General features: G+C 72.1%; 18 protein-coding genes. 10 read left to right on the top strand and 8 right to left on the bottom strand.

What is annotated here, in order from left to right; translation table 11 throughout:
- From D7X32_RS32655 to D7X32_RS32635, 4 genes are all read left to right on the top strand, one after another.
- Nucleotides 1–2,585: penicillin-binding protein 1A (locus D7X32_RS32655; RefSeq protein WP_244239307.1), on the top strand; the 2,585-nt coding region annotated here is incomplete at its 5' end.
- Nucleotides 2,582–3,934 (top strand): FG-GAP repeat domain-containing protein, encoded by a 1,353-nt coding sequence (locus D7X32_RS32650; protein ID WP_120606482.1) that lies wholly within the window; start codon nt 2,582–2,584, stop codon nt 3,932–3,934. The genes D7X32_RS32655 and D7X32_RS32650, both read left to right, overlap by 4 nt.
- A 173-nt stretch (nt 3,935–4,107) precedes the next feature.
- Nucleotides 4,108–5,475, top strand: a complete 1,368-nt coding sequence (locus tag D7X32_RS32645; RefSeq protein ID WP_120606483.1) for an ABC transporter substrate-binding protein — start codon at nt 4,108–4,110, stop codon at nt 5,473–5,475.
- A gap of 208 nt (nt 5,476–5,683) precedes the next feature.
- Nucleotides 5,684–7,333: an ATP-binding protein gene (locus D7X32_RS32635; protein WP_120606480.1), complete on the top strand. Its 1,650-nt coding sequence runs from the start codon at nt 5,684–5,686 to the stop codon at nt 7,331–7,333.
- Nucleotides 7,334–7,417: 84 nt separating this feature from the next.
- On the opposite strand, the gene D7X32_RS32630 is transcribed toward D7X32_RS32635, so the two are convergent.
- The gene (locus tag D7X32_RS32630) at nt 7,418–9,520 is read right to left on the bottom strand and encodes an MXAN_5187 family protein (protein WP_120606479.1); all 2,103 of its coding nucleotides are present in this window, start codon (nt 9,518–9,520) and stop codon (nt 7,418–7,420) included.
- A gap of 156 nt (nt 9,521–9,676) precedes the next feature.
- On the bottom strand, nt 9,677–10,036 hold the full coding sequence (gene hpf, locus D7X32_RS32625; protein ID WP_120606478.1) for a ribosome hibernation-promoting factor, HPF/YfiA family: 360 nt from the start codon (nt 10,034–10,036) through the stop codon (nt 9,677–9,679).
- Between the two features lie 159 nt (nt 10,037–10,195).
- Between hpf and D7X32_RS32620 the strand changes: the two genes are divergently transcribed.
- Nucleotides 10,196–10,558 carry a response regulator gene (locus D7X32_RS32620; RefSeq protein ID WP_120606477.1) on the top strand — a complete coding sequence of 121 codons (363 nt, stop codon included), beginning with the start codon at nt 10,196–10,198 and terminating at the stop codon, nt 10,556–10,558.
- Nucleotides 10,559–10,636: 78 nt separating this feature from the next.
- Nucleotides 10,637–11,098: a putative signal transducing protein gene (locus tag D7X32_RS32615; protein WP_120606476.1), complete on the top strand. Its 462-nt coding sequence runs from the start codon at nt 10,637–10,639 to the stop codon at nt 11,096–11,098.
- Between the two features lie 19 nt (nt 11,099–11,117).
- Here the strand turns inward: D7X32_RS32615 and D7X32_RS32610 are convergent, their stop codons facing one another.
- Nucleotides 11,118–12,110 (bottom strand): N-acetylmuramoyl-L-alanine amidase-like domain-containing protein, encoded by a 993-nt coding sequence (locus D7X32_RS32610; protein WP_120606475.1) that lies wholly within the window; start codon nt 12,108–12,110, stop codon nt 11,118–11,120.
- Nucleotides 12,107–13,090 carry a HEAT repeat domain-containing protein gene (locus D7X32_RS32605; RefSeq protein WP_171449184.1) on the bottom strand — a complete coding sequence of 328 codons (984 nt, stop codon included), beginning with the start codon at nt 13,088–13,090 and terminating at the stop codon, nt 12,107–12,109. Before D7X32_RS32605 ends, D7X32_RS32610 begins: the two co-directional genes overlap by 4 nt.
- Before the next feature lie 156 nt (nt 13,091–13,246).
- Here D7X32_RS32605 and D7X32_RS32600 point away from each other — a divergent pair, with 156 nt between their 5' ends.
- Both D7X32_RS32600 and D7X32_RS32595 read left to right on the top strand, forming a co-directional pair.
- Nucleotides 13,247–13,564, top strand: coding sequence for a DUF4398 domain-containing protein (locus tag D7X32_RS32600; RefSeq protein ID WP_043321207.1), 318 nt, complete (start codon nt 13,247–13,249; stop codon nt 13,562–13,564).
- Between the two features lie 17 nt (nt 13,565–13,581).
- Complete coding sequence (locus D7X32_RS32595; protein ID WP_120606473.1) at nt 13,582–15,012, top strand: OmpA family protein; 1,431 nt, start codon at nt 13,582–13,584, stop codon at nt 15,010–15,012.
- A 108-nt stretch (nt 15,013–15,120) separates the two neighbouring features.
- Here D7X32_RS32595 and truD read toward each other — a convergent pair whose 3' ends face one another.
- The 3 genes from truD to D7X32_RS32580 are packed head-to-tail and all read right to left on the bottom strand — an operon-like array spanning nt 15,121 to nt 18,450.
- Nucleotides 15,121–16,143 (bottom strand): tRNA pseudouridine(13) synthase TruD, encoded by a 1,023-nt coding sequence (truD, locus tag D7X32_RS32590; RefSeq protein ID WP_120606472.1) that lies wholly within the window; start codon nt 16,141–16,143, stop codon nt 15,121–15,123.
- Nucleotides 16,140–17,465 carry a DUF4388 domain-containing protein gene (locus D7X32_RS32585; RefSeq protein WP_171449560.1) on the bottom strand — a complete coding sequence of 442 codons (1,326 nt, stop codon included), beginning with the start codon at nt 17,463–17,465 and terminating at the stop codon, nt 16,140–16,142. Before D7X32_RS32585 ends, truD begins: the two co-directional genes overlap by 4 nt.
- 7 nt (nt 17,466–17,472) lie before the next feature.
- Nucleotides 17,473–18,450 carry a DsbA family protein gene (locus D7X32_RS32580; RefSeq protein WP_216618806.1) on the bottom strand — a complete coding sequence of 326 codons (978 nt, stop codon included), beginning with the start codon at nt 18,448–18,450 and terminating at the stop codon, nt 17,473–17,475.
- An 89-nt stretch (nt 18,451–18,539) separates the two neighbouring features.
- Between D7X32_RS32580 and D7X32_RS32575 the strand changes: the two genes are divergently transcribed.
- The gene (locus D7X32_RS32575; RefSeq protein WP_120606469.1) at nt 18,540–19,601 is read left to right on the top strand and encodes an asparaginase; all 1,062 of its coding nucleotides are present in this window, start codon (nt 18,540–18,542) and stop codon (nt 19,599–19,601) included.
- A gap of 71 nt (nt 19,602–19,672) precedes the next feature.
- A complete protein-coding gene (locus tag D7X32_RS32570) occupies nt 19,673–20,584 on the top strand; it encodes a GGDEF domain-containing protein (protein WP_120538115.1) in 912 nt (303 codons plus the stop codon).
- Nucleotides 20,585–20,647: 63 nt separating this feature from the next.
- On the opposite strand, the gene D7X32_RS32565 is transcribed toward D7X32_RS32570, so the two are convergent.
- The coding region (locus D7X32_RS32565; RefSeq protein ID WP_120606468.1) for a HEAT repeat domain-containing protein at nt 20,648–22,068 on the bottom strand (1,421 nt) is incomplete at its 5' end.

Here is a 22,068-nt window from a genome sequence, read left to right as displayed (position 1 = left end):
GCGCGGCGCCGAAGCCGCCCCGGAAGGGCGGCTTCGGCGCCGCGCTGTGGCGCTGGACGAAACGGCTCCTGGTGCTGGGCGTCGTCGGACTGGTGCTCGTCATCGGCGTATGCGTGGGCGCGTACGTCTACTTCAGCCGCGACCTGCCGTCCGTGGAGTCGCTGCGCAACTACCAGCCGCCGCAGGTGACGAAGGTGACGTGCGCGGATGGCTCGCTCTGCGCGGAGTACGCGCTGGAGCGCCGCACGCTCGTCCGCATGGAGGACCTGCCTCCGCACGTGCGCAACGCGTTCCTCGCGGCCGAGGACGCGGACTTCTACAAGCACGAGGGCCTGGACCCCTTCGGCATCCTGCGCGCGGGCGTGAAGAACCTCATCCCCGGCAGCCGCAAGTCCGGCGCGTCCACGCTCACGCAGCAGGTGGTGAAGAACATGCTGCTCACGCCCGAGCGCAGCCTGGGCCGGAAGATCCGCGAGTGGATCCTCACCCCGCGCCTGGAGCAGGCGCTGACCAAGGATCAGATCCTCAGCCTCTACATCAACGGCGTGTACTTCGGGCAGCGCCGCTACGGGCTGGAGGAGGCCGCGCTCTTCTACTTCGGCAAGCACGCGAAGGACCTGTCCGTGGGCGAGGCCGCAGTGCTCGCGGGCACCGTGCAATCTCCCCACCGCATCAACCCGGTGGCGAACATCACCCGCGCCAAGTCGCGCCAGCGCTACGTGCTGGAGCAGATGGCCGGACAGGGCTTCGTGCCGCGCGCGGTGGTGGACGCGGAGAAGGAGAAGCCCATCGTGCTCGCGCCGCGCAAGGCGGCCAGCGCGGGCGCCTACTACGCGGAGGAGATCCGCCGCACGCTCATTGAACGCTACGGCGAGAAGATGGTGATGGAGGGCGGCCTGCGCGTGGACATCGCGCTGGTGCCCAAGTTCCAGGCCACCGCCGAGCAGGCCGTGCGCGACGGTCTGGAAGCCCTGGACCGGCGCCAGGGCTACCGCGGCGCGCAGGGCAAGCTGGAGGAGGCGCAGTGGAAGCGCTACCGCGAGCTCATCGTCCAGCGCATCGAGGAGGCCGGCCGCCGGCAGAAGGACCAGGGCTATGTCGCGGACCTGGCGCCGCTCGCGCAGGCCCCCGCGCCCGCCGCTCCGGCGGCCAGGACGCCCACCCCTCCAGAGCTGGAAGGCGCCGAGGAGCAGCGCCCCGCCGCCCTGGCCGCGGACCCGGACTCGGAGGAAGAGGAGGTCCAGTCGCCAGAGAGAGCGCGCGCGGGCCAGGTCATCCTCAAGCCGATGGAGGAGGGGCTGCGCCTCACCGGCTACGTCACGGAGGTGGACACGAAGCGCGACGTGGCGCGCGTGGACCTGGTGGGCCGCACCGCGGAGGTGCCCTTCGCGTCCGTCACCTGGGCGCGGCAGAAGAACAAGAAGTCGCCCAAGAACATCGCGGACGTGTTCACGCCCGGGGAGCTGGTGTTCGTGCGCGTGCTCAAGGCCCCTCCGGCGCCGGCCTTCGTGGAGGCCACGTTGGATCAGGTGCCCGTGGTGCAGGGCGGGCTCGTGGTCATCAACCCGGCCAACCGCAACGTGGTGGCCATGGTGGGCGGCTACGACGCGGAGCGCTCGTCGTTCAACCGCGCCACGCAGGCGAAGCGGCAGCCGGGGTCGTCCTTCAAGCCCTTCATCTACGGCGCGGCGCTGGCCAGCGGACGCTTCACGCCGCTCTCCATGGTGAACGACGCGCCGGAGTCCATCCGCGACCCGTACACGGGCAAGACGTGGCGGCCGAAGAACTTCGACGGGCGCTTCGAGGGCCCCATGACGCTGCGCACGGCGCTCAGCAAGTCGAAGAACACCGTGTCCGTGCGGCTCATCGAGGCCGTCACGCCCGCGACCGCCATCGACTTCGCGCGCCGGGCGGGCATCCGCTCCGCGATGCCGGAGAACCTCACGCTGGCGCTGGGCACCGGCGAGGTGACGATGCTGGAGGCCGTCAACGCGTACGCCACGCTCCAGGCCAACGGCCGCTACGCGGAGCCGCTGACGCTCCTGCGCGTGCAGGACGCGAAGGGCACGGTGCTGGAGGAGCACCAGCCCGCCTTCGAGGAGACGCTGCCCCCGGCGGTGGCGTACCTCACGACGTCGCTGATGCGCAGCGTGGTGGAGGACGGCTCGGCGCGCGCGGTGCGGGAGCTGAACCGGCCCGCCGCGGGCAAGACGGGCACCACCAACGAGTCCAAGGACACGTGGTTCAACGGCTACACGATGGACTGGGTGGCCAGCGCGTGGGTGGGCTTCGATGACAACTCGCCGCTGGGCAGCAGCGAGACGGGTGGCCGGGCCGCGCTGCCCATCTGGCTCAACTTCATGCGGGTGGCGGAGGACGGCCTGCCCGCGCGCGACTTCGAGGTGCCTCCGGGTGTCACCCAGGTGCGCATCGACCCGGTGACGGGGCTGCTCGCGGGCAACGCGGTGCCGGGCCGGATGGAGCCCTTCCTGGAGGGCACGCAGCCCACCGCCGAGGCACCGCCGCCCGGACAGGTGACGCCGGACAACTACTTCCTGGAGGAAGGTGGCAAAAGGGGCCTGTGAGTCGCTCGCTCCTTCCGCTGGTCCTCGCGCTCGTGTTCGCCCTGCCCGCCCGGGCGGAGTCGGACGAAGGCGCGCCTCCCGCCTCCGCACGGCTGGCCCTGGCCGTGGCGGACGCCATTCGCGGTGCGCCCGCCGAGGCGCCCGTGGCCCTCTGCCTGTCCGGAGGCTCCGCGGAGCTGCGCCGGGCCTTCGGGACGCTGCTGGCCGCGCGCCTTTCGGCGATGAACCTGGGGCCGGTGGTGCTGGACGTGCCGCCCGAGCGTGCCGAAGCCGCCGCCCGTGAACAGGGAGCCCGTTCGCTGGCGCGGCTCACGCTGGACGTGGAGGGCGGAGAGCTGGTGGCCCGAGGCGACGTGCTGGGCACGTGGGTGAACTTCTGGTCCGGCCGCACGCCCACGCGTCCGCCGAAGCCCGCCGCCGCCGTGGCCGAAGGCGTGGAGGCGGATGCCGCGGTGCTGGCACTGGCCGCGGTGGGGATGCCGTCGTCGGGAACGCCGGGCCCGGGTCCGCAGCAGCGGCGGCCGGTGCGTTTGCTGGGTGCGGTGTTCTCGAGGCTGGAGACGCCGCTGGCGGCGCTGGCGGCGGGAGACCTGGACGGTGACGGCCGCGATGAAGTGGCCGCGCTCACCGAACACGAGGTCGTGGTGTTCGGCGCTGACGGGCGGGTGCTCGCTCGGCGTGAGCTGGAAGGGACGGCCTCGGCGGCGACGACGCGCGAGCCCTTCGGAGCGCTGGCGGTGCTGATGGGGCCGCCGCGACTGGCGGCCTGGAGCACGCGGTTCGCGCGGGGCGAAGTGCTGGTGCTGGACAAGGCGAAGGGGACGCTGCGGCCGTCAGGGACGCTGGACGCCGCGCCGCTGGGGACGTCTGAGCGGGGGGCGTTCGTGCCGGGGCAGACGGTGTTCGCGCCGGAGGTGCGGCTGGCGGACGGGCGGAGCCTCACGGTGCCCGCGCCCTTCGGCACGGCGAGCTTCGCGGCCCCGCGCATGCTGTTCGTGCACGCGGACGGTACGGCGTCGCTGTACGTGCGTCCCGCGTCCGCGCCGGTGAAGGTGTCCGGGCTGGGAGCGGGCAGCGCGCTGGGAGACCTGGATGGGGATGGGGTGCCGGAGCTGCTCACCACGTCACCTCAGCTCCAGCCGTCGCCGGACGTGCTGCGGGTGCTGTCGTTGACGTCCGACGCGCCGATGGCGCACGAGCCCTTGTGGCAGGGAGCGCTCCCGCCGGGCCGGGCGCTGTACGTGGTGACGGCGGACCTGGATGGCGACAAGCGCCGCGAAGTCGTCGTGGGTTCGTGGAAGCCGGACGGCACGAGCGAGCTGTTCCTCCTGCGCCAGGGTGCACCGTGATGAAGGGTGACAAGCGCCACGACGTCCTCGTGACGCCCTCGCGGTCCAGCGGCACGTGCCATCCCGCCGGCATCAATCGGAGACGCCGTGAGCCAGTGGCGCCGAGCCACACAGCGTGCGTCCCCTCGTCGAATGGCACGGGCAAGCTGTTCCGCTTGCGTCAGGAGGGCACCGTGGTGATCCGCTCCGCCCTCGCGGGCCTCGTGTTTCTTTCCTCCGCGCCCGCACTGGCGGCCAGCCGTCCACGCTACGGCGGCGAGCTGCGCGTAGCCCACGCGGGCCCGCCTGAAATCGGTGAGCCCGCGCTCGCCGACACGCCGATGGAGGCCGCGCTGCTGGGCCTGCTGACACGGCCCGTGTGCCGCGCGGAAATCGGCGGACAGGTGCACCCGACGCTGGCGCGTGAACTGACGCGGCCCGTGCCGCAGGCCCTGCGCGTGGCGATGCCTTCCGCCGCCAGTGCCACCGCGCTGGCCCGCGCGTGGACACGGCTGTCGTCCACGGAGTCGCCGTCTCCGTATCGCGCGCTGCTGTATCCGCTGCGCGGCGAAGGCCGGCAGGTGACGTCCACGGGCGCCACGCTGGACCTGGCGCTGGCCTTCCCGTGGCCCGACCTGGAGCGCTCGCTGTGTCACCCTGCCCTCGCGACGCCGCCGTCTCCGGCGTCGGGCCCCTTCAGCGCCTCGGGCCGGGGCGTGCTGGAGGCTCAGGTCGCGTGGCCCGAAGGCCGGCCGTACCTGGACCGGCTGGCGCTCACCGCCACGGATGAACGGGGCCTCACGCGGCTGTGGTCCGCGCGGCAGGTGCAGGTGGAGCTGGGCACGCCTCCAGACAACGACACGCTCACCGGCGTCGCGCTGTACGCGACCTATCTGGCGTATTCGCCCCGGAAGGTGCCCGCGGACTTCCGCCAGGCCGTGGAGAGCGCCATCGACCGCGATGACCTCACGCGGTTGTTCGTGAGAGGGCCCGCCGTGCCCATGGCGAACCTGCTGCCGCCCGCGCTGATGCCCCAGGGCCCCAGGCCCCGGCCCGTCGCCCCTCCGGCGGGCGCGACCCGCAAGGTGACGCTCGCCTATGACGCAGCGCTGGCGGATCAACGCGCCGTGGCCGAGCGCATCCAGGTGAAGCTGCATGATCAGGGCTACACCGTCGCGCTGGAGCCCCAGTCGCGCGCCGCGCTGCGAAGCCGTCAGGCGAAGGGCGACTTCGAACTGATGCTCAGTGCGTTCCTGCTGCCATCCATCCCCGGTCCCGCGCTGGCGGTGGTGCTCGAGGCAGGAGGACGCCGCGACCTGCTCGGCGTGGAGCTGCCGCCCATCGGAGCGCTCACGGACGCCGGAGCCCGCGATGCGCGAAGCCGTGAACGGGCCCTGGCGCTCGCGCCTTCCGTGCCCCTCATTCCGCTGTACGCCCAGGGGCTCGCCCTGCGCGCGGCGCCGGAAGTGACGGGGCTGGCGTTGGACGCGCAGGGACTGCCGGTGCTCGAAGGTGCATGGCTCGCCCCTGTCGAGGCCTCGGGTGGTGGAGGGCGGCCGTGAGCACGGCCCACGTGACGGTTCGCCCAGCGGTCCCGAAGTCCCTCGGCCATCAGGCCCGGAGCACGGCCGACGTGACGGCTCGCACAGCGGTCGCGAAGTCGCTCGGCCGTCAGCCCCGGAGGGCGGCTGTGAGCTCTGACGACATGACGGTCCGCACGTCGGTCCCGAAGTGCCTCGGCCGTCAGGCGCCCAGGAAGGACCGGCCCGCATGCGGCTGAGGACCCGGCTCGCGCTCGCCTTCGCCCTGCTCGCGCTGGTGCCTCTGGCGGTCGTCGTGCCCCTGACGCTGACGCGCCTGCGAGACACGCTGTCTCGCGAACTGGACGCGCGCATGACGGCCGCCACCGCCTCCGCGCAGGAGTCCCTGGAACGCTCCGCCGCCAACGCGCGCCGCGCCGTCGAGGAGCTGGTGGAGAGCCCCGCCATGGAGGACCTGGTGCGCGAAGCTCGCGCCGCTCCCCTGCGCGCCATCCAGGCCAACACCGCCGAGGGCCTGATGAAGAGCCGCGGCCTCACCGTGCTCACCCTCTTCGACCGCAACGGCACCGTGCTGTCCTCCGGCCACCTGCCCGCGCGGCGCGGAGACCCGGATCCCGTCCTCTTCGCCGTGACGAAGGAGAAGTCCCCCCGGCCCGTGCCCGTGCGCGTGGACATGCGAGGCGACGCGGGCTTGCGCCAGGTCCCCGCGCTCGTCACCGCGCGCCCCGTGGACTACGGCGACGTGCGCCTGTGGGCCGTGGGCGGCGTGGTGCTGGATGACGGCCTCGCCCAGCACCTGGCCCGCCTCACGCAATCCGACGTGACGCTCCTTTCCGGCGACACCCAGGTCGCGCACGCGGGCAGCGCGGCCCCGCCCACCGTGGAGCAGGTGCTGCCCCTGGGCAACGCGGCCTCCGTGCGCCTCACCTTCAGCCGCGCCGCCGCGCGTGAAGCCGAAGAGGGCGTCATGCGCGCGTTCCTCCTCCTCGCCGGCCTGGGCCTGGGCTTCGCGGCGCTCCTGGGCATGTTGGTCTCCCGCTGGATGACGCGCCCCGTGGAGGCCCTCACCTCCGGCGCCCGCCGCGTGGCCGAAGGCGCGCTGGACGTCCAGGTGACGGCCCGGGCCACCGGAGAGGTGGGCGAACTGGTCCGGACGTTCAACCACATGACGTCCGAGCTGAAGAACACCACCGAACGGCTGATGGCCACCGAGCGCATCGCCGCGTGGCAGGAGGTCGCCCGGCGGCTGGCGCACGAAATCAAGAACCCCCTCACCCCCATCCGCATGTCGCTGGAGACGCTGTTGGCCGCCCACGAGGCGCGCCACCCCAGCTTCCCCACCCTCTTCAAGGAGAGCGCGGGAGTGATCCTGGAGGAGGTGGAGCGGCTGCGGCGCATCGTGGACGAGTTCAGCCGCTTCGCGCGCCTGCCCAAGCCCCAGCTCGCCCCGGTGGACATGGGAGAGCTGGCCCAGAGCGTCCTGTCGCTGTACGCCGCGCCGCCCGAAGGCATCCGGTTGGAGCCCGCGCTCCAGACGGGCGTGGTGGCCCGCGCGGACCGCGACCAGCTCACCCAGGTGCTCGTCAACCTGGTGAAGAACGCCGAGGAGGCGATGACGGGCAAGGGCGGCGCGCTGCGCGTGCGCGTGAAGGGCACCGACGCGGACGCCATCGTCGAGGTGGAGGACGAAGGCCCCGGCATCCCCCCGGAGCACCGCGCCCGCATCTTCGAGCCCTACTTCACCACCAAGGATGGCGGCACCGGCCTGGGGCTCGCCATCGCCTCGCGCATCCTCCAGGAGCACGGAGGCCGCCTGGAGGTCGGCGGAGAGCCGGGCCAGGGCGCCCGCTTCAGCGTCGTGCTCCCCCGCGCGAGCTGACCGGAAGGAAGGCCCCACGCAAGAAGGCCCGGCACCTCGTGAGAGGTCCCGGGCCTTCGGGCACCGCACGGTGGCGGCGGGCCGTCAGTCCTTGACGGGCGTCGCCTTGAGGGCGGCCTTGCCCTCTTTCACATAGACCTGGAAGCGCACCGTCTTGCACGCGTACTTCGTGACGAGCTGCTCCTTGTTCTTGCGCAGCTTCTGCACGAACTTGTCGTACGTCAGGCCATCCGCCTGCTCACCGCAGCGCTCGCGCGTGGTGACGAACTCGCGGAAGACGTCCTGGAAGTGCTGCTCCTCCGACAGGGCCACCGCCGCCGCGCTGTTGACGCCCGGCATGGGCAGCGGCACCGCCTGCTGCCCGTTGGAGCGCGGGGGCGGCATCGGGATGGCCTCCGACGTGGGCCGGGTGCTGGCCTGGAGCAGCTCGCGCGGAATCGCCGCCACGCGCGTCGTCTCCGGAGAATCCGGATCCGAGGACTGCGCCGCCGCCAGCGCGAACGGATTGGCCGCCTGATGGAGCGAGTACGCCGCCGTGGGCTGATCCTCGAAGGCGAACGCGCCGTGACGCGGCGCCGCCGGGGCGAGGGGCTCGGCCGGCGGAGCCGGGTGTTCGAAGGGCATCGCGCCGCCGTGCGCGTACGAGGGAGGCGGCGTGAACGGCTCCGCGGCCGGCGGCGGGTAGGCCGAGGGCGGCGACGGGAACGGGAACGACTCCACCCCGGCGAACGGATCCGCCAGCGGCGCGGCGGCAGGAGGCGGCATCGCGAACGGATCCGCCAGCGGCGCGGCGGCCGGGGGCGCTCCGAACGGATGGTGCGCGGCGGCCGGAGGCGGCATCGCGAACGGATCCGCGGCCGGAGCAGGCGTCCCCGGGAAGGGGAAGGCATCCGCGCCCGCGAACGGATCCGCGGCCGGCGGAGCGGCCGAGGCGAACGGGTTGGACAGGGGCTCCGCGTGCGCGGCGGAACCGAACGGATTGGACAGGGGCTCCGCGTGCGCGGCGGAACCGAACGGATCCGCCACCGGCGCGGCCACGGGAGCCACGGCGGCCGGAGCCGGCGGCGAGGTGGCCACGGGCTGCGCGGCGGGCGTGGACTGCGCGGCGAGCGCCGCGGACCAGCCCAGCGTGTCCGAGTTGCCCGACACGGCCTCGTCGCCGGAGGCCTTCTTGCCCCCGCCCATCAGCGCCGTCCAGATGAGGCTCAGCACGAACAGGCCCGCGAGCGCGAGCAGCGCGGAGTGCTGGTACGCGGCCAGAGGGGCCAGCGTCGCCGCCGTGCCCGCGAGGACCACGACTTCATACGGCGTCCCCGTCAGCGCCTGGCGGGAGCCCACGAACAGCGGCGCCTGGCCGCCCATCGCGTCGCCGCTGGTGAAGGCGGGCAGCTGCACCGGGCCCAGCGCCTGGAGCGAACCCGACTCCAGCACCGTGTCCTTCGAACCGGCGGTCAGACGGGGCAGCGCGCCATCCAGCCGCGCCTTCTCCGCGCCCACGCCCCCCACCACCTTGTCGCCCTGCACGAGCCCCACCGCGGCCGCGCCGGACGCATCCAGCGCGCCCTGCAGCGCCGCGTCCGCGGCCAACGGAGCGCCCACCACCAGCGTCACCGCCGGAGCAGGCGTCCCTTCACCGCTCCACGCGAGCGGCACGGACGCGAACACGTGCGGCGCCCCGAAGGCGTCCACCACGGACGTGCCCGCCTTGGCGAGCGCCGCGACGTCGAGCGCGGCCGTATCCGAAGAAGGCTCGGCGCCCGCGCGCGCATGGAAGCTCGCGTCGCCGGCCACCACCGCCACCACCGCGCCCTGGAGCTCCTTGGGCAGGCCGGCTTCCGCGGCGGTGCGCAGCGCGGCGAAGCGCTCGGCGGTGAGCGGCAGGAGCGCAACCGGCTCCTCCGCGTCCCGGCCATAGTTGCGCTCGCGCGGAGACTTCGCCACGGGCGCGGGAGTCAGCGCGTGCACGGCGGCGGCCACCTGGGGGCTGCCAGCCAGCTTCAGCGCCAGGGACTGCACTTCGGCGCGGCGTGCATCCACGCGACGCGCGGCCTCGCCGGTGCCCGAAGCGGCCTGGAGCGCGGCACCCTCCACCGCGCGCGCACGCTGAGGCGCCGACAGCATCGGGAAGTGAGCCAGGCCCAGTCCGAGGACCAGGAGTGCGAACAGCAGGAACTTGAGGCGGACCATCGCCGTCCTTTAGCCCAAGGGTGAGGGGTCCGCTTATAGCGTCCACCTTCCGACCCCAGCAAGGAACTGGCCCGAAGGAACCCGGGGGCCGGATGCCCGGCTGGCATCCGGAATTCCCGGGCCCTTCGTTTTGTCGCACCGAAATGCAACCGGACGTCAGTAGGTCGACGCGTCCGCGTTCAGGTCGTACGGCAGGCCGTTCGTCGACACCTGACGACGCCGCTCCACCGCGCGCTTGATGGCCTTCTCCAGGCGGTCACGCGTTGCGTCGATGGCCTGGAACAGCGTCTCCGACGTCTCCGTCACGTGCACGGCCTCCATGCCAGGCATGCGGACCGTGACCCGGCACTCCTTGTCCACGCCTCCCTTGGGCCCGTTGATATCCACGAGCGCGATGTCGAGTTCCGACGCCTCGTCCTCGGCGAACCGTTCGATGTGGGCCACCAGGTGCGTGTCCACGTACTGCTTCAGGTTGTCCGTCAGCCCCAGATGCACTCCACGCAACAACACCTTCATGGATTCACCTCCGGGCACAAACATGGGCAGTCCCCCGCCCGCCCGTGAGGGGCTGTCGCAAGCCTTCCCGCCTGCCCTCCCCCGAAGCAGCCAGCCGGACGTCACCGCGCCCGGGATGCGATGGACGATTCCCGTGGGGCACCGGGTTGCTCTAGTCGCATGGATGGCGAGCGAATCAAGGTGCTGCTGGTGGAGGACGACGGGGACAGCCGGGAACTCCTCGCGGAGCTCCTGGAGGACGACTTCGACGTCACCACCGCGTCGGACGGCGTGGCGGGACTGAAGGCGTTCGAGGCCACGCACCCCGACGTCGTGGTGACGGACGAGTCCCTTCCCGGAATGAATGGCACGGAGCTGGCGCAACAGGTGAAGGAGCGTGAACCCAATGCCCGTGTCGTCCTGGTCTCCGGTTACGCACAGGTGGAGAACGCGGACTACTGCGACGCCGTGTTGCGCAAGCCCATCGACGTGGAGCGCCTGAGCCGCATGGTGGGCGAGCTGGGAGACGCGGCCCGGCACTGACGGGAAATTCGCGCGGGGGGCCGCCTGCCATCCGCGCGAGCCGTTCCTAACTTTCCAGCCATCGCCCAGGAGGGCCCCATGAGGTACTGCGCACGGTGTGGCTCGGAGTATCAAGACAGTGTCGTGGACTGCACGGATTGCCCCAACCACCCACCGCTCGTGTCCGCGGAGGAGATGCGCGAGCGTGGGCTGCCCCTCCCCCATGAGCTGGATCAAAGCCGCTTCGTGAGGGCGGGCATCGCGGACGACCCCGTGACGGCCCAGATCTTCGCGGACGTGCTGGATGAGAACCGCATCCCGCTCATCGTGCGCCCCGGCCGCTCGGGCGTGGTGGACGAGCTGACCACCGGCAACCTGATGCCCTGGTGGGAGCTGCTGGTGCCGGACACCTCCCAGGCCCGCGCCGCCGCGCTCCTGGAGGAGGTGAAGGTCCAGGGGCTCGCCACCGCGGACGAGGCCGGCCGCGCGGCGGAGGAAGAGGAGCTGGAGGACGAGCGGTCGCGTCAGGCGGCCGTGGACAGCGCGCCCCCGGCCTACTAGCGGCGCGTCACCTTCGCGGTCAGGGCGTGCCCACGTCCGCGCTGCCCCCGGCGGGCGCGGTGGGCTGGGACGCGAGCGTGGCGGGCGGACGGCGGGCCTCGAAGAGGCTCACGCCCGTCACCCGCCACTTGTCGTAGCGCGCGTTGCGGGCGAGGAACGTCTCCAGGTCCTCGTCCACCACGCGGTTGTAGCCGCCCCGGGACGCGTGGCGCAGGTACGTGCGCTTCTTCTTCTGCACCACGAAACCCAGGTGGGTGATGCGCGTGGCCTTCAGCGGCAGGTCCTCGCGCATCACGACGAGGATGGTGCCGGAGGTGACGCCGCGCGCGTGCTCGAGCACCTTGTCCAACGGAATCATGTCCAGGGTGAAGGTGCCCACGGGCTGGCGCTCGCGGGGCAGCTGCAGCGCCATGGACGACTTCGACTGCCAGGTGTGCGCGGTGAGCGTCTTGGTGACGGCGACGGTGTCCTGCTTCGCGTACTTGCGCGTCACGTCCACCAGCAGGCCCTTCTTGATGTTGTTGGGCAGCCACTGCGCTTCCATCAGGTGGTTGCGGTCCTCATAGGTGGGCGTGCTCGCGTAGCGGATCCGCTCCAGCAGCGCCGGCACCTCCGGCTCGCCGTGCGCCATGCCCAGCGCCAGCGTCTCCTCCACGAAGGTGAGGCAGTCCACCGCGTCCAGGCGGAAGGTGGGGTCGGGGTCCACGCCCTGCCCCTCGCCCAGGGGCGACAGGACGTAGGGCGTGTTGAGGAACTTCTCGCTCATGCCCAGCAGGCGCTCCGAGAGCGGGGATTCGGCCTGCTCCGCGATGAGGGCCGCGCGCTGCTCGAGCGTGAGCGCGCTCCAGCCGTTCTCCCGGACGGGCGGGGTCGCGGGGGAGGCCGCCAGATGCGCGGGCGCGGTGAGCGACGCGGGCACCGCGCGCGCCGGGGGCACGGCCGCCGGGGGCGCGGAAGGCTTCACGGGGGACTGGGACAAGAGCGCGAGCGCGCACACACCCCACAGGCTCACGGCGCCACCCCGGCCTTGCGCAGGATGACCTTGCGCCGGTCATCCGCGAGCTGGAGCGTCTCCAACTCCTTCTCGTAGACGAGCTTCTCCTCCCCCTTCGCGTTCCACGACGCGAGCACCAGCCAGTCCAGCGACGCGGCATCGCCGCCCTGGTACAGCACGCGCGCGGCGGTGGCGGCCAGGGTGCGGTCCGCGTCCTTCAGGAGCGGCGACAGCACGGGGCTGGCCTTCTTCGCCGGCACGCCCTCGAAGAGCACCAGCCCCTGGCGGCGCACGTACTTGTCGGTGTTGCCCAGAAGCTTCTGCGCGAAGGCGAAGCCCTCCGGGGCGCCCAGCCGGCACAGGCCCCGGGCCGCGGCGAAGCGCGTGCTCTCCGAATCGCTGTCCAGGTACGTCTTGAGGGCGGCCTTCTGCTTCGCGTCACCGCTCGCGCCCGCGGCCTCCAGCAGCGCCGCGCGGACCTCCAGGTCCTGCTCGTCCTTGGCGGCGGCCATGAGCGGCTTGCCCACCTTCGGATTCCTGGAGGCGCCCAGCGCCCGCGCGGCCTCGCGGCGCACCCCGCTGCTCTTGTCCTGGAGGAGCGGCAGCACGGCGCCGGTGTTGCGGCTGCCCAGCCGGGCCAGGCCCTGCGCCGCGTACATGCGCACGGTGCTGTCGCCGTCCGAGGCCAGCTTCACCAGCGTGGACTCGCCGGAGCGCGCGCCCAGCGACGCCAGCAGCGACACCAGGTTGCGGCGGGTGCGCTCGTCATGGGTGGTGCGCAGGAGCGGGCCAATCTCCTCGGCCGCGTAGGCCTCCTCGCGCAAGAAGCGCAGGCGCGACGTGGCAACTGGCACGGGGCCGCCGTTGGCCACCTGGGAGAGCACCGTGTCGGCCTCCGCGCGGCTCTGGGCCTTCTTGGACGCGGACGCCGGTCCGGCGAGGCCGGTCAGGGGCAGGAGCAGGACGACGAGCAGGGCACGGACGGACGGAGGACGCACAGGGGCGGAACGATGGCAAGCGCGGCACCCGCCGTCAAAGTCCACCCCTCCGCCCGGCCCCCTGCTTCACGCCAACCGCCCGATTCTTGACCCCCCTGGAGGCGATTGATACGACCGGCGACCAGTCACTCCGCTCTGTCGACCGAGGCCCCCGTGATGACGAAGCAGTCGCTCCTGTTGGCGTTCGCGGGCGTGCTGACCGCATGTGGACCCGTGAAGTCCACGTCCAACATCCTCGACGCAGAAGTGCAGATCCAGGCCGCGCGCACCGCGGGGGCGGAGAAGGAAGCCCCCTACGAGTGGACGGCCGCCAACCTCTACCTGCAAAAGGCGCGGGAAGAGGTCGGCTATTCGGACTACCAGGCCGGCGTGGACTTCGCGGTGAAGGCCTCACGCTTCGCCAACGAGGCACGCGAGAAGGCCATGTCCGCGGCCAACAGCGGCGACTCCCAGGGCCGCCCCCAGAACCCGTGACGCCCGAGCGCTCCCCGATGAAGCGTCTGCTCCAGTCCGCGCTTTTCACCCTGCTGCTCACCTCCCTCGCCTGCGTCAGCGGCAACAAGATCCGCGCTGACACGGAGGTGCTCACCGCCGACGTGGAGCGTGCCCGCCGGGGCGGCGCCCTGCGTTGCGCGCCCGCGGAGCTGGCCGCCGCGGAGGCCAACCTCGACTTCGCCCGCGGAGAGCTCAGCCAGGGCAACAGCTCGCGCGCCGCCCAGCACGTGCGCAACGCCGACACCGCGGTGAAGCGCGCCCTGGAGCTGTCCAAGAACTGCGGCCCGCGCCAGGTGCTGGTGCGCGACCGCCCGGAGACACCGCAGCCGCAGCAGCCGGAACAGCCTCAGCAGCCCACCCAGCCCCAGCAGCAGGTGGTGGTGAGCATCGAGGAGACGGACAGCGACGGCGACGGCGTGCTCGACAAGGACGACCCCTGCCCCGAACAGGCCGAGGACGTGGACGGCTTCCAGGACCAGGACGGCTGCCCGGACAACGACAACGACAACGACGGCGTGCTGGACGCGGCGGACAAGTGCCCGCTCATCCCCGGCGTGGCGGACAACAACGGCTGCCCGCCGGAGGCCCCCAAGGACCGCGACGGCGACGGTGTGCTCGACAACGCCGACAAGTGCCCGGATCAGCCCGAGGACAAGGACGGCTTCCAGGACGACGACGGCTGCCCGGAGATGGACAACGACCTGGACGGCATCGTGGACGGCACGGACAAGTGCCCCAACGAGGCGGGTCCGCTGCAGAACCTGGGCTGCCCCATCGTGGACAAGGACGGGGACGGCATCAACGACGACAAGGACAAGTGCCCGGACGAGCCGGAGGACAAGGACGGCTTCCAGGACGACGACGGCTGCCCGGACCTGGACAACGACAGCGACGGCGTGCCCGACGCGCAGGACAAGTGTCCCGGTGAGGCCGGCCCGCAGGAGAACGGCGGCTGCCCGGATCCGGACCGCGACGCCGACGGCGTGGTGGACCGCCTGGACGCGTGCCCTGACGACCCGGGCGTGAAGGAGGAACGCGGGTGCGCCAAGCAGTACAAGATGGTCATCGTCAAGAAGGACCGGATTGAGATCAAGAAGCAGATCCTCTTCGGCACCGGCTCCGCGAAGATCATCGGCAAGCAGAGCACCACCATCCTGGACGAGGTGGCGCAGGCGCTGAAGGACGCGCCGTGGATCCGCAAGATGCGCATCGAGGGCCACACCGACTCGATGGGCAACGACACAGCGAACCTGAAGCTGTCCCAGAAGCGCGCCGACGCGGTGATGGCGCAGCTGCTCAAGCGTGGCATCGACCCGGGCCGCATGGAGGCCGTGGGCTTCGGTGAGACGAAGCCCGTGGCGCCCAACAACACGAAGACGGGCCGCGCGCTCAACCGCCGCACGGAGTTCAACGTCGTCCGGCAGTGACGTGACGCCCCACCCCGCTTCCGCCATGACGGAAGCGGGAACGGCGGTCCCCTTCGCGCCTCCCCGGGCCTCAATGCCCTGGGAGGCGCGGTCGTTTCCGGGGGACGCTCAGGCGTCCTTGAGCAGCTCGTGCAGCACTTCGGTGGCGTAGGCGCCGCGAGCAAGCTCGAACGTGAGCCGCACGTCCTCACCGTCCGCCGTGAGCTCCGCCGCGCCCAGCCGCACGCGGTACGGACGGCGCGTGCCCTCCGTCTCGTCTCCGCCGCGCTGGAAGTCGCTCAGCGTGACGCCCGCGTCGACGAGCAGCCGGGCTTCTGCCTCCGCCACCTCGCCCTTCGACGCGGTCATCTTCGGACCGAACATGGGGCCCGCCGGGCTCACCTCGAACGCGGCGACGCGCGGGCCGTCCACGTCCGGGGCCTCGCACACGAAGAGGCCGCCCGTCTCCTCCTTGCGCAGCACGTCGCCCAGGAGCGCCGTGGCGAAGGTGCCCGCGGTGAGCCGCGCGGCCAGGGCCTGGTTGAAGAGGCGCGACTGGAAGGCGGACAGGTACAGCTTGCGCTGGAAGCGGTCCGGCCGCTTCGGCAGTCGCTGTCCCAGAAGGAGCATCCGGCCCAGGTCCGCGTTGTCGCCGGCCCGCCCGAAGCGCTGCTCCCCGAAGTAGTTGGGCACACCTTCCGCGGACAGCCGGGAGAAGGACTCCCGCGCCGCGCCCAGGTCCTGCACGCCGCGAAGCCGCAGCGTGAAGCGGTTTCCCTTGAGGTGCCCGGTGCGCAGCTTGTTGCCGTGCCGCTTCGCCTCCAGCACGCGCACACCGTCCAGCGCGAACTCCGGCAGGCGCGCCTCCGCGTTCGCGGGCACGGACAGCCACTGCCGCGTCACCGCCTGCCGGTCCTTCATCCCCGCCGAGCCGATGTCGTCCTCGCGCACGCCCAGCGCGGACGCCAGCGCGCGCACCACCTCGCGCGTGTCCCGGCCGCGCTTCTCCACCCAGAGGTACAGGTGCGTGCCCTCGCCGGACGGCAGGTACGCGGGCAGCTCCTCCACCTCGAAGTCCTCGGGCGTGAGCTTGAACGCGCCGCCACACCCGGGCACGCCCGCGGTCAGCCTCGGAAAGCCGGTGTCCGTCACGGTGCCTCGAGCGTGGCCAGGAGTTCCTTCACCCGGCGGGCCAGGTCCTCGTCCGCGCGCGACTCCAACAGCTCCCCCGCCTGGAACAGCAGGAAGAACATCACGTCGCTCAGCGCCTGACGGAACGAGGCCAGCGGTTCGCTGCCCAGGTGGGCGCGGTGCTTGTCGAAGGCCTCCATCAACCGCCCTTCCGGCAGGCTGCCATCCGCCGCGAACGCCAGCCCTTCCAGCACGGGCGACGACGACAGCGCCTGGTTGGCCAGCGCCGCGTTGGCCGCCGCGATGAACTCGCGGTCCATGCCGGAGCGGGACACCTCGTCGCGGATCTCCCGGAAGATGAAGTTGAAGACGCGCGCCACCGGACGGGCATCCACCGGGGGCGCCGTGCGCACCGGCGGACGCGCGCGCGGCGTGGCCGTCTTCTCCGGCGCCACGCCAGCAGCCGCGGTGGGAGCCCCCACCGGCTTGTCCATCAGCCCCGCGAAGCCGCCCTCCAGCAGGCGGAAGACGACCTTGGTGACGTCGAACTCGGACAGCCGCGCCGCGTGCCCCAGCTCCAGCACCGTGCGCCGCCCGTCCAGCATCGTCAGCACGCGGTCCTCGTCCTCCTCCAGCTTGCCGTCGGACGGACGCTTGCGCGCCACGTACATGCGGCCGTGGGGGATGCGCTTCCGGAAGTGGGCCATCTCGTCGATCTTCCGGATGCTGTCCATCAGCAGGCTCTGCGTGGACAGCTGGAGCGAGTGGCCCGTCTTCTCGTCCATTGGCTGGTCGATGAGGAAGAACGCCCCCTCGCGGCACAGCACGATGGCGTGGAAGATCTCACTCACCTGGTGCGTGACGCACTTGAACAGGTCGTGCGCCTGGAGCAGGCCCTTCTCCACCATCGCCCGGCCCAGCTTCGAGTGCGACTGCTCGCGCAGCACCGCCTCCACCTGCGCGCGGTCCACGTAGCCCAGCCGCACCAGCACCTCGCCCAGCCGGTCCGCGGGCTCCTCGGAGCTGGCACCGCGCACCTCGCCCTCGCGCAGCGTCAGGGAGCGCTCGCCGCCCGGCGTGTGCACGCGGATGACGCCGCTCCAGCGCGACTGGCTGAGGAAGGCGATGAGGTCGGACAGCGGGAAGCCGCCCGCGTCCCCCGCCAGCACCACGCGCGGCGTGGGGATGGAGCCCCCTTCCGGCGGCGTGCGGGAGAACACCAGCAGGTCGGGCCCGGTGGGCATCAGCGCGTACGTCCCCGAGCGTCCCGCGAGCGCGGGGATGCCGGAGCGGTCCTCGGGGACCAGCTGCGCGGCGCCATCGATGCGGAAGCGTTGGCTCATCGACGCGTCAGTCTGCGGCCCACGCGTTGTTGTTCGCGCGCCACTCCACCTCGTCCTCCATGCTGTGCTCGAGCTGCGCCTCCTGGAAGCCCAGCTCGTAGGCGCGTCCATTGAAGAACAGGGACGGCGTGCTGTTGATGGCCGCCACGCGTCCCTGCGCGTGGAAGCCTTCGATCTCGTCCTTGTACTGGTCCGTCTTCAGCACGGCGGCCAGCTTGTCCCCGTCCAGGCCCACCGACTTCGCCAGCGCGGGCAGCGCCTCCGGCTTGAGGTTGTCCTGCTGGCCGAAGAGGGCGTCGTGCATCTGCCAGAACTTGCCCTGGTCGCGCGCCCACAGCACCGCCTGCGCGGCGGGGACGGCGTTGGCGTGCATGGAGAGCGGGAACGGCAGGTAGCAGAAGCGCACCTCGCTGGGGTGCTTCTTCGCGAAGCCCTCCAGGATGGGCCGGGCCTTGCCGCAGAAGGGACACTCGAAGTCGGAGAACTCCGCCACCGTCACGGGCGCGTTGGCGTCCCCCTGGCACATGCGCGGATCCACCTTGAGCTGCACGCGCGGCTCGCGGAAGGACGCGTAGTACTTGGACAGCGAGACGATGACCTCGCTCGCGGGGCCGCCTTCCGCCACCAGCCGGGCGGACAGCCGCGCCATCCGCTTCGCGTGCTTGCAGGGCGTGTGCTGCTTGAGGCACGCGCCCAATGAGTGGGGGCAGCCGCAGTAGCAGAACTCGTCGCTGAACACCGTGGCCAGCTCGCGCCTGGCCGCCGGGGGCAGCGCGGAGAAGTCCATGCCGGGGATGCCCGTCAACGCCTGCGCCGGATCCGACGGCGGCGCCTCCGCGGCGGAGGGCGCGGCCGGAGCGGCGGCAGGGGCCGGGGCCGGGTTGGCGGCCGGCGGCGGGGCCTTGGCGGTGGCCGGGACTTCCGCGCTCTTGGTGCAGCCAGCGCCCATCAGGGTCGCCGCGGCCAGCACGGGAGCAACACGCATCCATCGAGGGAAGAGCACGGCTCCGGGGTTTAGCCACGCGCGCAGGGCTTGTAAAGCAAGGCGGGCTTTGGCAGGGAGGCGCCACGCCCATGCCCAGAGTCCTGCTGCTGCACACCGGAGGCACGCTCGGAATGGCCGGAGGCCGGCCTTCCGCCCTGCGTCCCGCGGCCTTCTTCAAGACACTCCGAAAGCGCGCCCCGGAGCTGTTTCAACTGGCCGACATCGAACTCGAGCTGTTCTCCAACCTGGACAGTTCGGAGATGCAGCCGGAGCTCTGGAGCCGGATGGCCGCCCACCTCCACCGTCGACTGCCGGACTTCGACGGGGCGGTGGTGACCCATGGAACGGACACGCTCGCCTACACGGCCAGTGCACTGTCCTTCATGTTGCGGAACCCGCCCTGCCCCGTGGTGCTGACGGGCTCGCAGCGGCCCCTGGGGGAGATCCGCTCGGACGCGCGGCTGAACCTCATTGACGCGGTGCTCTCCGCGCTGCAGGGGCCGCGCGAGGTGACCATCTGCTTCGACTCGCACCTGTACCGGGGCAACCGCACGCGCAAGGTGAAGGTGGCGGAATACGACGCCTTCGAAAGCCCCAACTTCCCCGTCCTGGGCACGCTGGGCGTGGACGCCACCTTCGAGAAGGGCCTCCCGTCGCGAGGCCCCTTCCGGCTCCACGAGAAGCTGGATCCGCGCGTCTTCCTCCTCAAGGTGTACCCGGGGCTGGATCCCGCCCTGCCCCTGCAGCTGCTGCCGCACGTGAAGGGGCTGGTGGTGGAGGCGTACGGAGCGGGCAACGTGCCCATCGCGCCGGAGCTGGGCCGCTCGCTGCTGCCGCTCTTCGTCCAGGCGCGGGAGCGGGGCGTCCCGGTGCTGGTGGTGAGCCAGGCGTACCGCAACGGGGTGGACCTCACGCTCTATGAGTCCGGGGCGAAAGCGCTGGCGGAGGGGGCGGTCGGCGGTGCGGACATGACCCCGTCGGCGGCGCTGGTGAAGCTGATGCAGGGGCTGGCGGAGCATCCCCGGGGGGGCGAGGCCCTCGCCCGCTTCCTCCGGACGCCCGTGGTCGGTGAGCTGTCCGTCGGGCGGCCGACAGTTCCTCCACCGGAGAAACAAAGGCGCCGGCCGGCGCGGGTGGGGCGGGTCGGCTGACACCGGGTGCGTGAAAGGAGCGTGGGTGTGCTTGCCGCCGTGAAAAGGCGGCCCGTAAGATGGGAGGCGCGATGTCCGAGGAGAAAACTTCCGTCCATTCCATTTCGGACCTGCTGGGCAGCGCCCAGCAGCAGAGCGCCTATCTGATCGTCATCAGCGCCAAGTCCGCCGCCGGCATCGGGCGGATGTTCAAGCTGGACCGCTCGGAGGTGGTGCTGGGCCGCAGCTCGGAGGCCCAGTTCCAGGTGGAGGACGACGGCATCTCCCGCAAGCACGCGAAGGTGGTGGCCATTGGTGATGGCCGCTTCCAGCTCGTGGACCTGGGCAGCACCAACGGCACGTACCTCAACGGCCTGAAGGTGAGCGCGGCGCCGCTGTACGACGGCGACAAGATCCAGATCGGCTCCAACACGGTGCTGAAGTTCAGCATCCAGGACGCGCTGGAGGAGCAGTACCAGCGCAGCATCTACGAGTCCGCCACGCGCGACGGCCTCACCCGCGTCTACAACAAGAAGTACTTCATGGAGACGGTGCGCAAGGAGTTCGCGTACTGCCTGCGCCACCGCGTGCCGCTGTCGCTGGTGCTCTTCGACGTGGACCACTTCAAGCGCATCAACGACGTGTACGGGCACCCGGCCGGAGACTTCGTGCTGACGCGCATCGCGCAGCGGGTGGCCGACACCGTGCGCACCGAGGACCTGCTCGCACGCTACGGCGGCGAGGAGTTCGCGCTGATGCTGCGCGAGTCCGCGGAGGACGCGGCCCTCGCGTGCGCGGAGCGCTGCCGCGTGGCGGTGGACCGCGCGGACTTCATCTTCAGCGGCACGCCCATCAAGGTGACCATCAGCCTGGGCGTGGCGACGCTGCTGGACTCGGACTTCTCCCAGCCGGAGGACCTCATCTCCGCCGCGGACAAGTACCTGTACCGGGCCAAGCACGCGGGCCGGAACCGCGTGGACGCCAAGGCCGTCAGCGGCGCGTGAGCGTCGGCCATGGGTGCGGGGTGGAGGCCTGATCCACGGGCCTTCCGCCTCCCCTGCTTCCCGTCAGCGCCCGAAGCCCAGCCGGCGCAGCCCTTCCTCCGACACGTGCTTCACGTGCGTGTCCGCATCGTGCGATGCCGCCTCGCTCAGCGCCGCCACCGCTTGCGGCCCGCCCAGCGCCGTCAGCGTCCTTGCCACCGCGACGCGCACGTCCGCCACCGGATCCCCCCTCAGACGCTCAGCCAGGACGCGCACGTGCGCGGCGCGGCCCACGAACTCCAGCGCCCGTGCCGCCGCCGCACGCACCACCGGGTGATCCGAGCCCAGGAGGCCCGCCGCTTCATCCCCGCGCGACGGCTGCCGGTAGGCGGACAGCACGTCCAGCGCGGCCACCACCACCTCCGGCGCCCCGTCCTCCAGCGCCTTCGCCGCCAGCGCCATCGCGTCGCCGTTCCGGGGCAGTGCCCCCAGGGCGCGCACCGCGCCCGCGCGCACCGGAGCCACGTTCGAAGCCAGAAAGGGCGCCAGCCGCCGGGTGGGAGGCGGGCCTTCCGCGCAGTCCCCCAGGAGCGCCACCGCCTCTCCCTGGACCTCCGGTGTCCGGGCGTTGCGTCCCTCCGCGACGTCGCGCAGGAAGGCGAAGCACCCCTTCTCATGGGCCATGGCGCCCAGCCACGGCCGGGCGGCCTCCGCGGACTCCGCGTCCTTCACCCCCTGGAGCGCCATGTCCCGCAGGGGCTTCCCGGCGGACTCGGCCAGGCCGCGCGCCGCCAGCTCGCGAACCCGTCCGTCGTCGTCCCCCAGCGCCCCCTCCAGCTCCCGCTTCGCCAGCGGACCGTAGCGGCGCAGGGTCGCCACCGCCGTGCGCCGGCGCTGCACATCAGGGACCGCGAGCTCCGGCCGCAGCGCATCCAGTTCGCGCGAGTACACGGCGAAGAGCCGGTTGATGGCGGCCTCGTCCGGGGGCTTCGCCTCCGTCAGGAGCAGCCGGCCCACGGAGGCGTGCTGCCGCTCGGCGACGGCGGAGAGGAGCTCCGCCATCACCGCGTCGCCCGCGACGGGCCGCGACGCCACCGCGTCCAGCACCACGCGCGTCGCCGACCGACCCTGGAAGGTGGCCAGGTGCAGGAGCGCGGGCAGCCGCACGGACGGCTCCTGCGAGAACATCTCCAGCGACAGCGACTGGCGGACGGCGTCCCGTCTGTCCCACACCCGGGCGGCGGCGGAAGGGCCCCGTGCCCCGGCCTCCCGCAGGAAGTCCGCCGTGGACCGGCCCGTGTCGGCGGCGGCCCGGACGGCGGTGAGACAGGCCCCCAGGTCCGCGTCCGGCGGGGTGTCCATGATCCAGTCCGCCAGGGCCCGCCGCTCCGTGAGGCCCCGGCTCCGGGCCTCCGCCCGCACCGCCGCCCAGCGCACCCGCCAGTTCCCGTCCTTGCGCGCCGATTCCAGCGCCTGCTGCGCCGCGGTCCCACCCGCCCCCAGGG

The sequence above is a fragment of the Corallococcus carmarthensis genome (genome assembly GCF_003611695.1).
Lineage (GTDB): Bacteria > Myxococcota > Myxococcia > Myxococcales > Myxococcaceae > Corallococcus > Corallococcus carmarthensis.
Note: the sequence above shows the minus strand (reverse complement) of the source record. Positions and strands in the feature narration are given on the sequence as shown.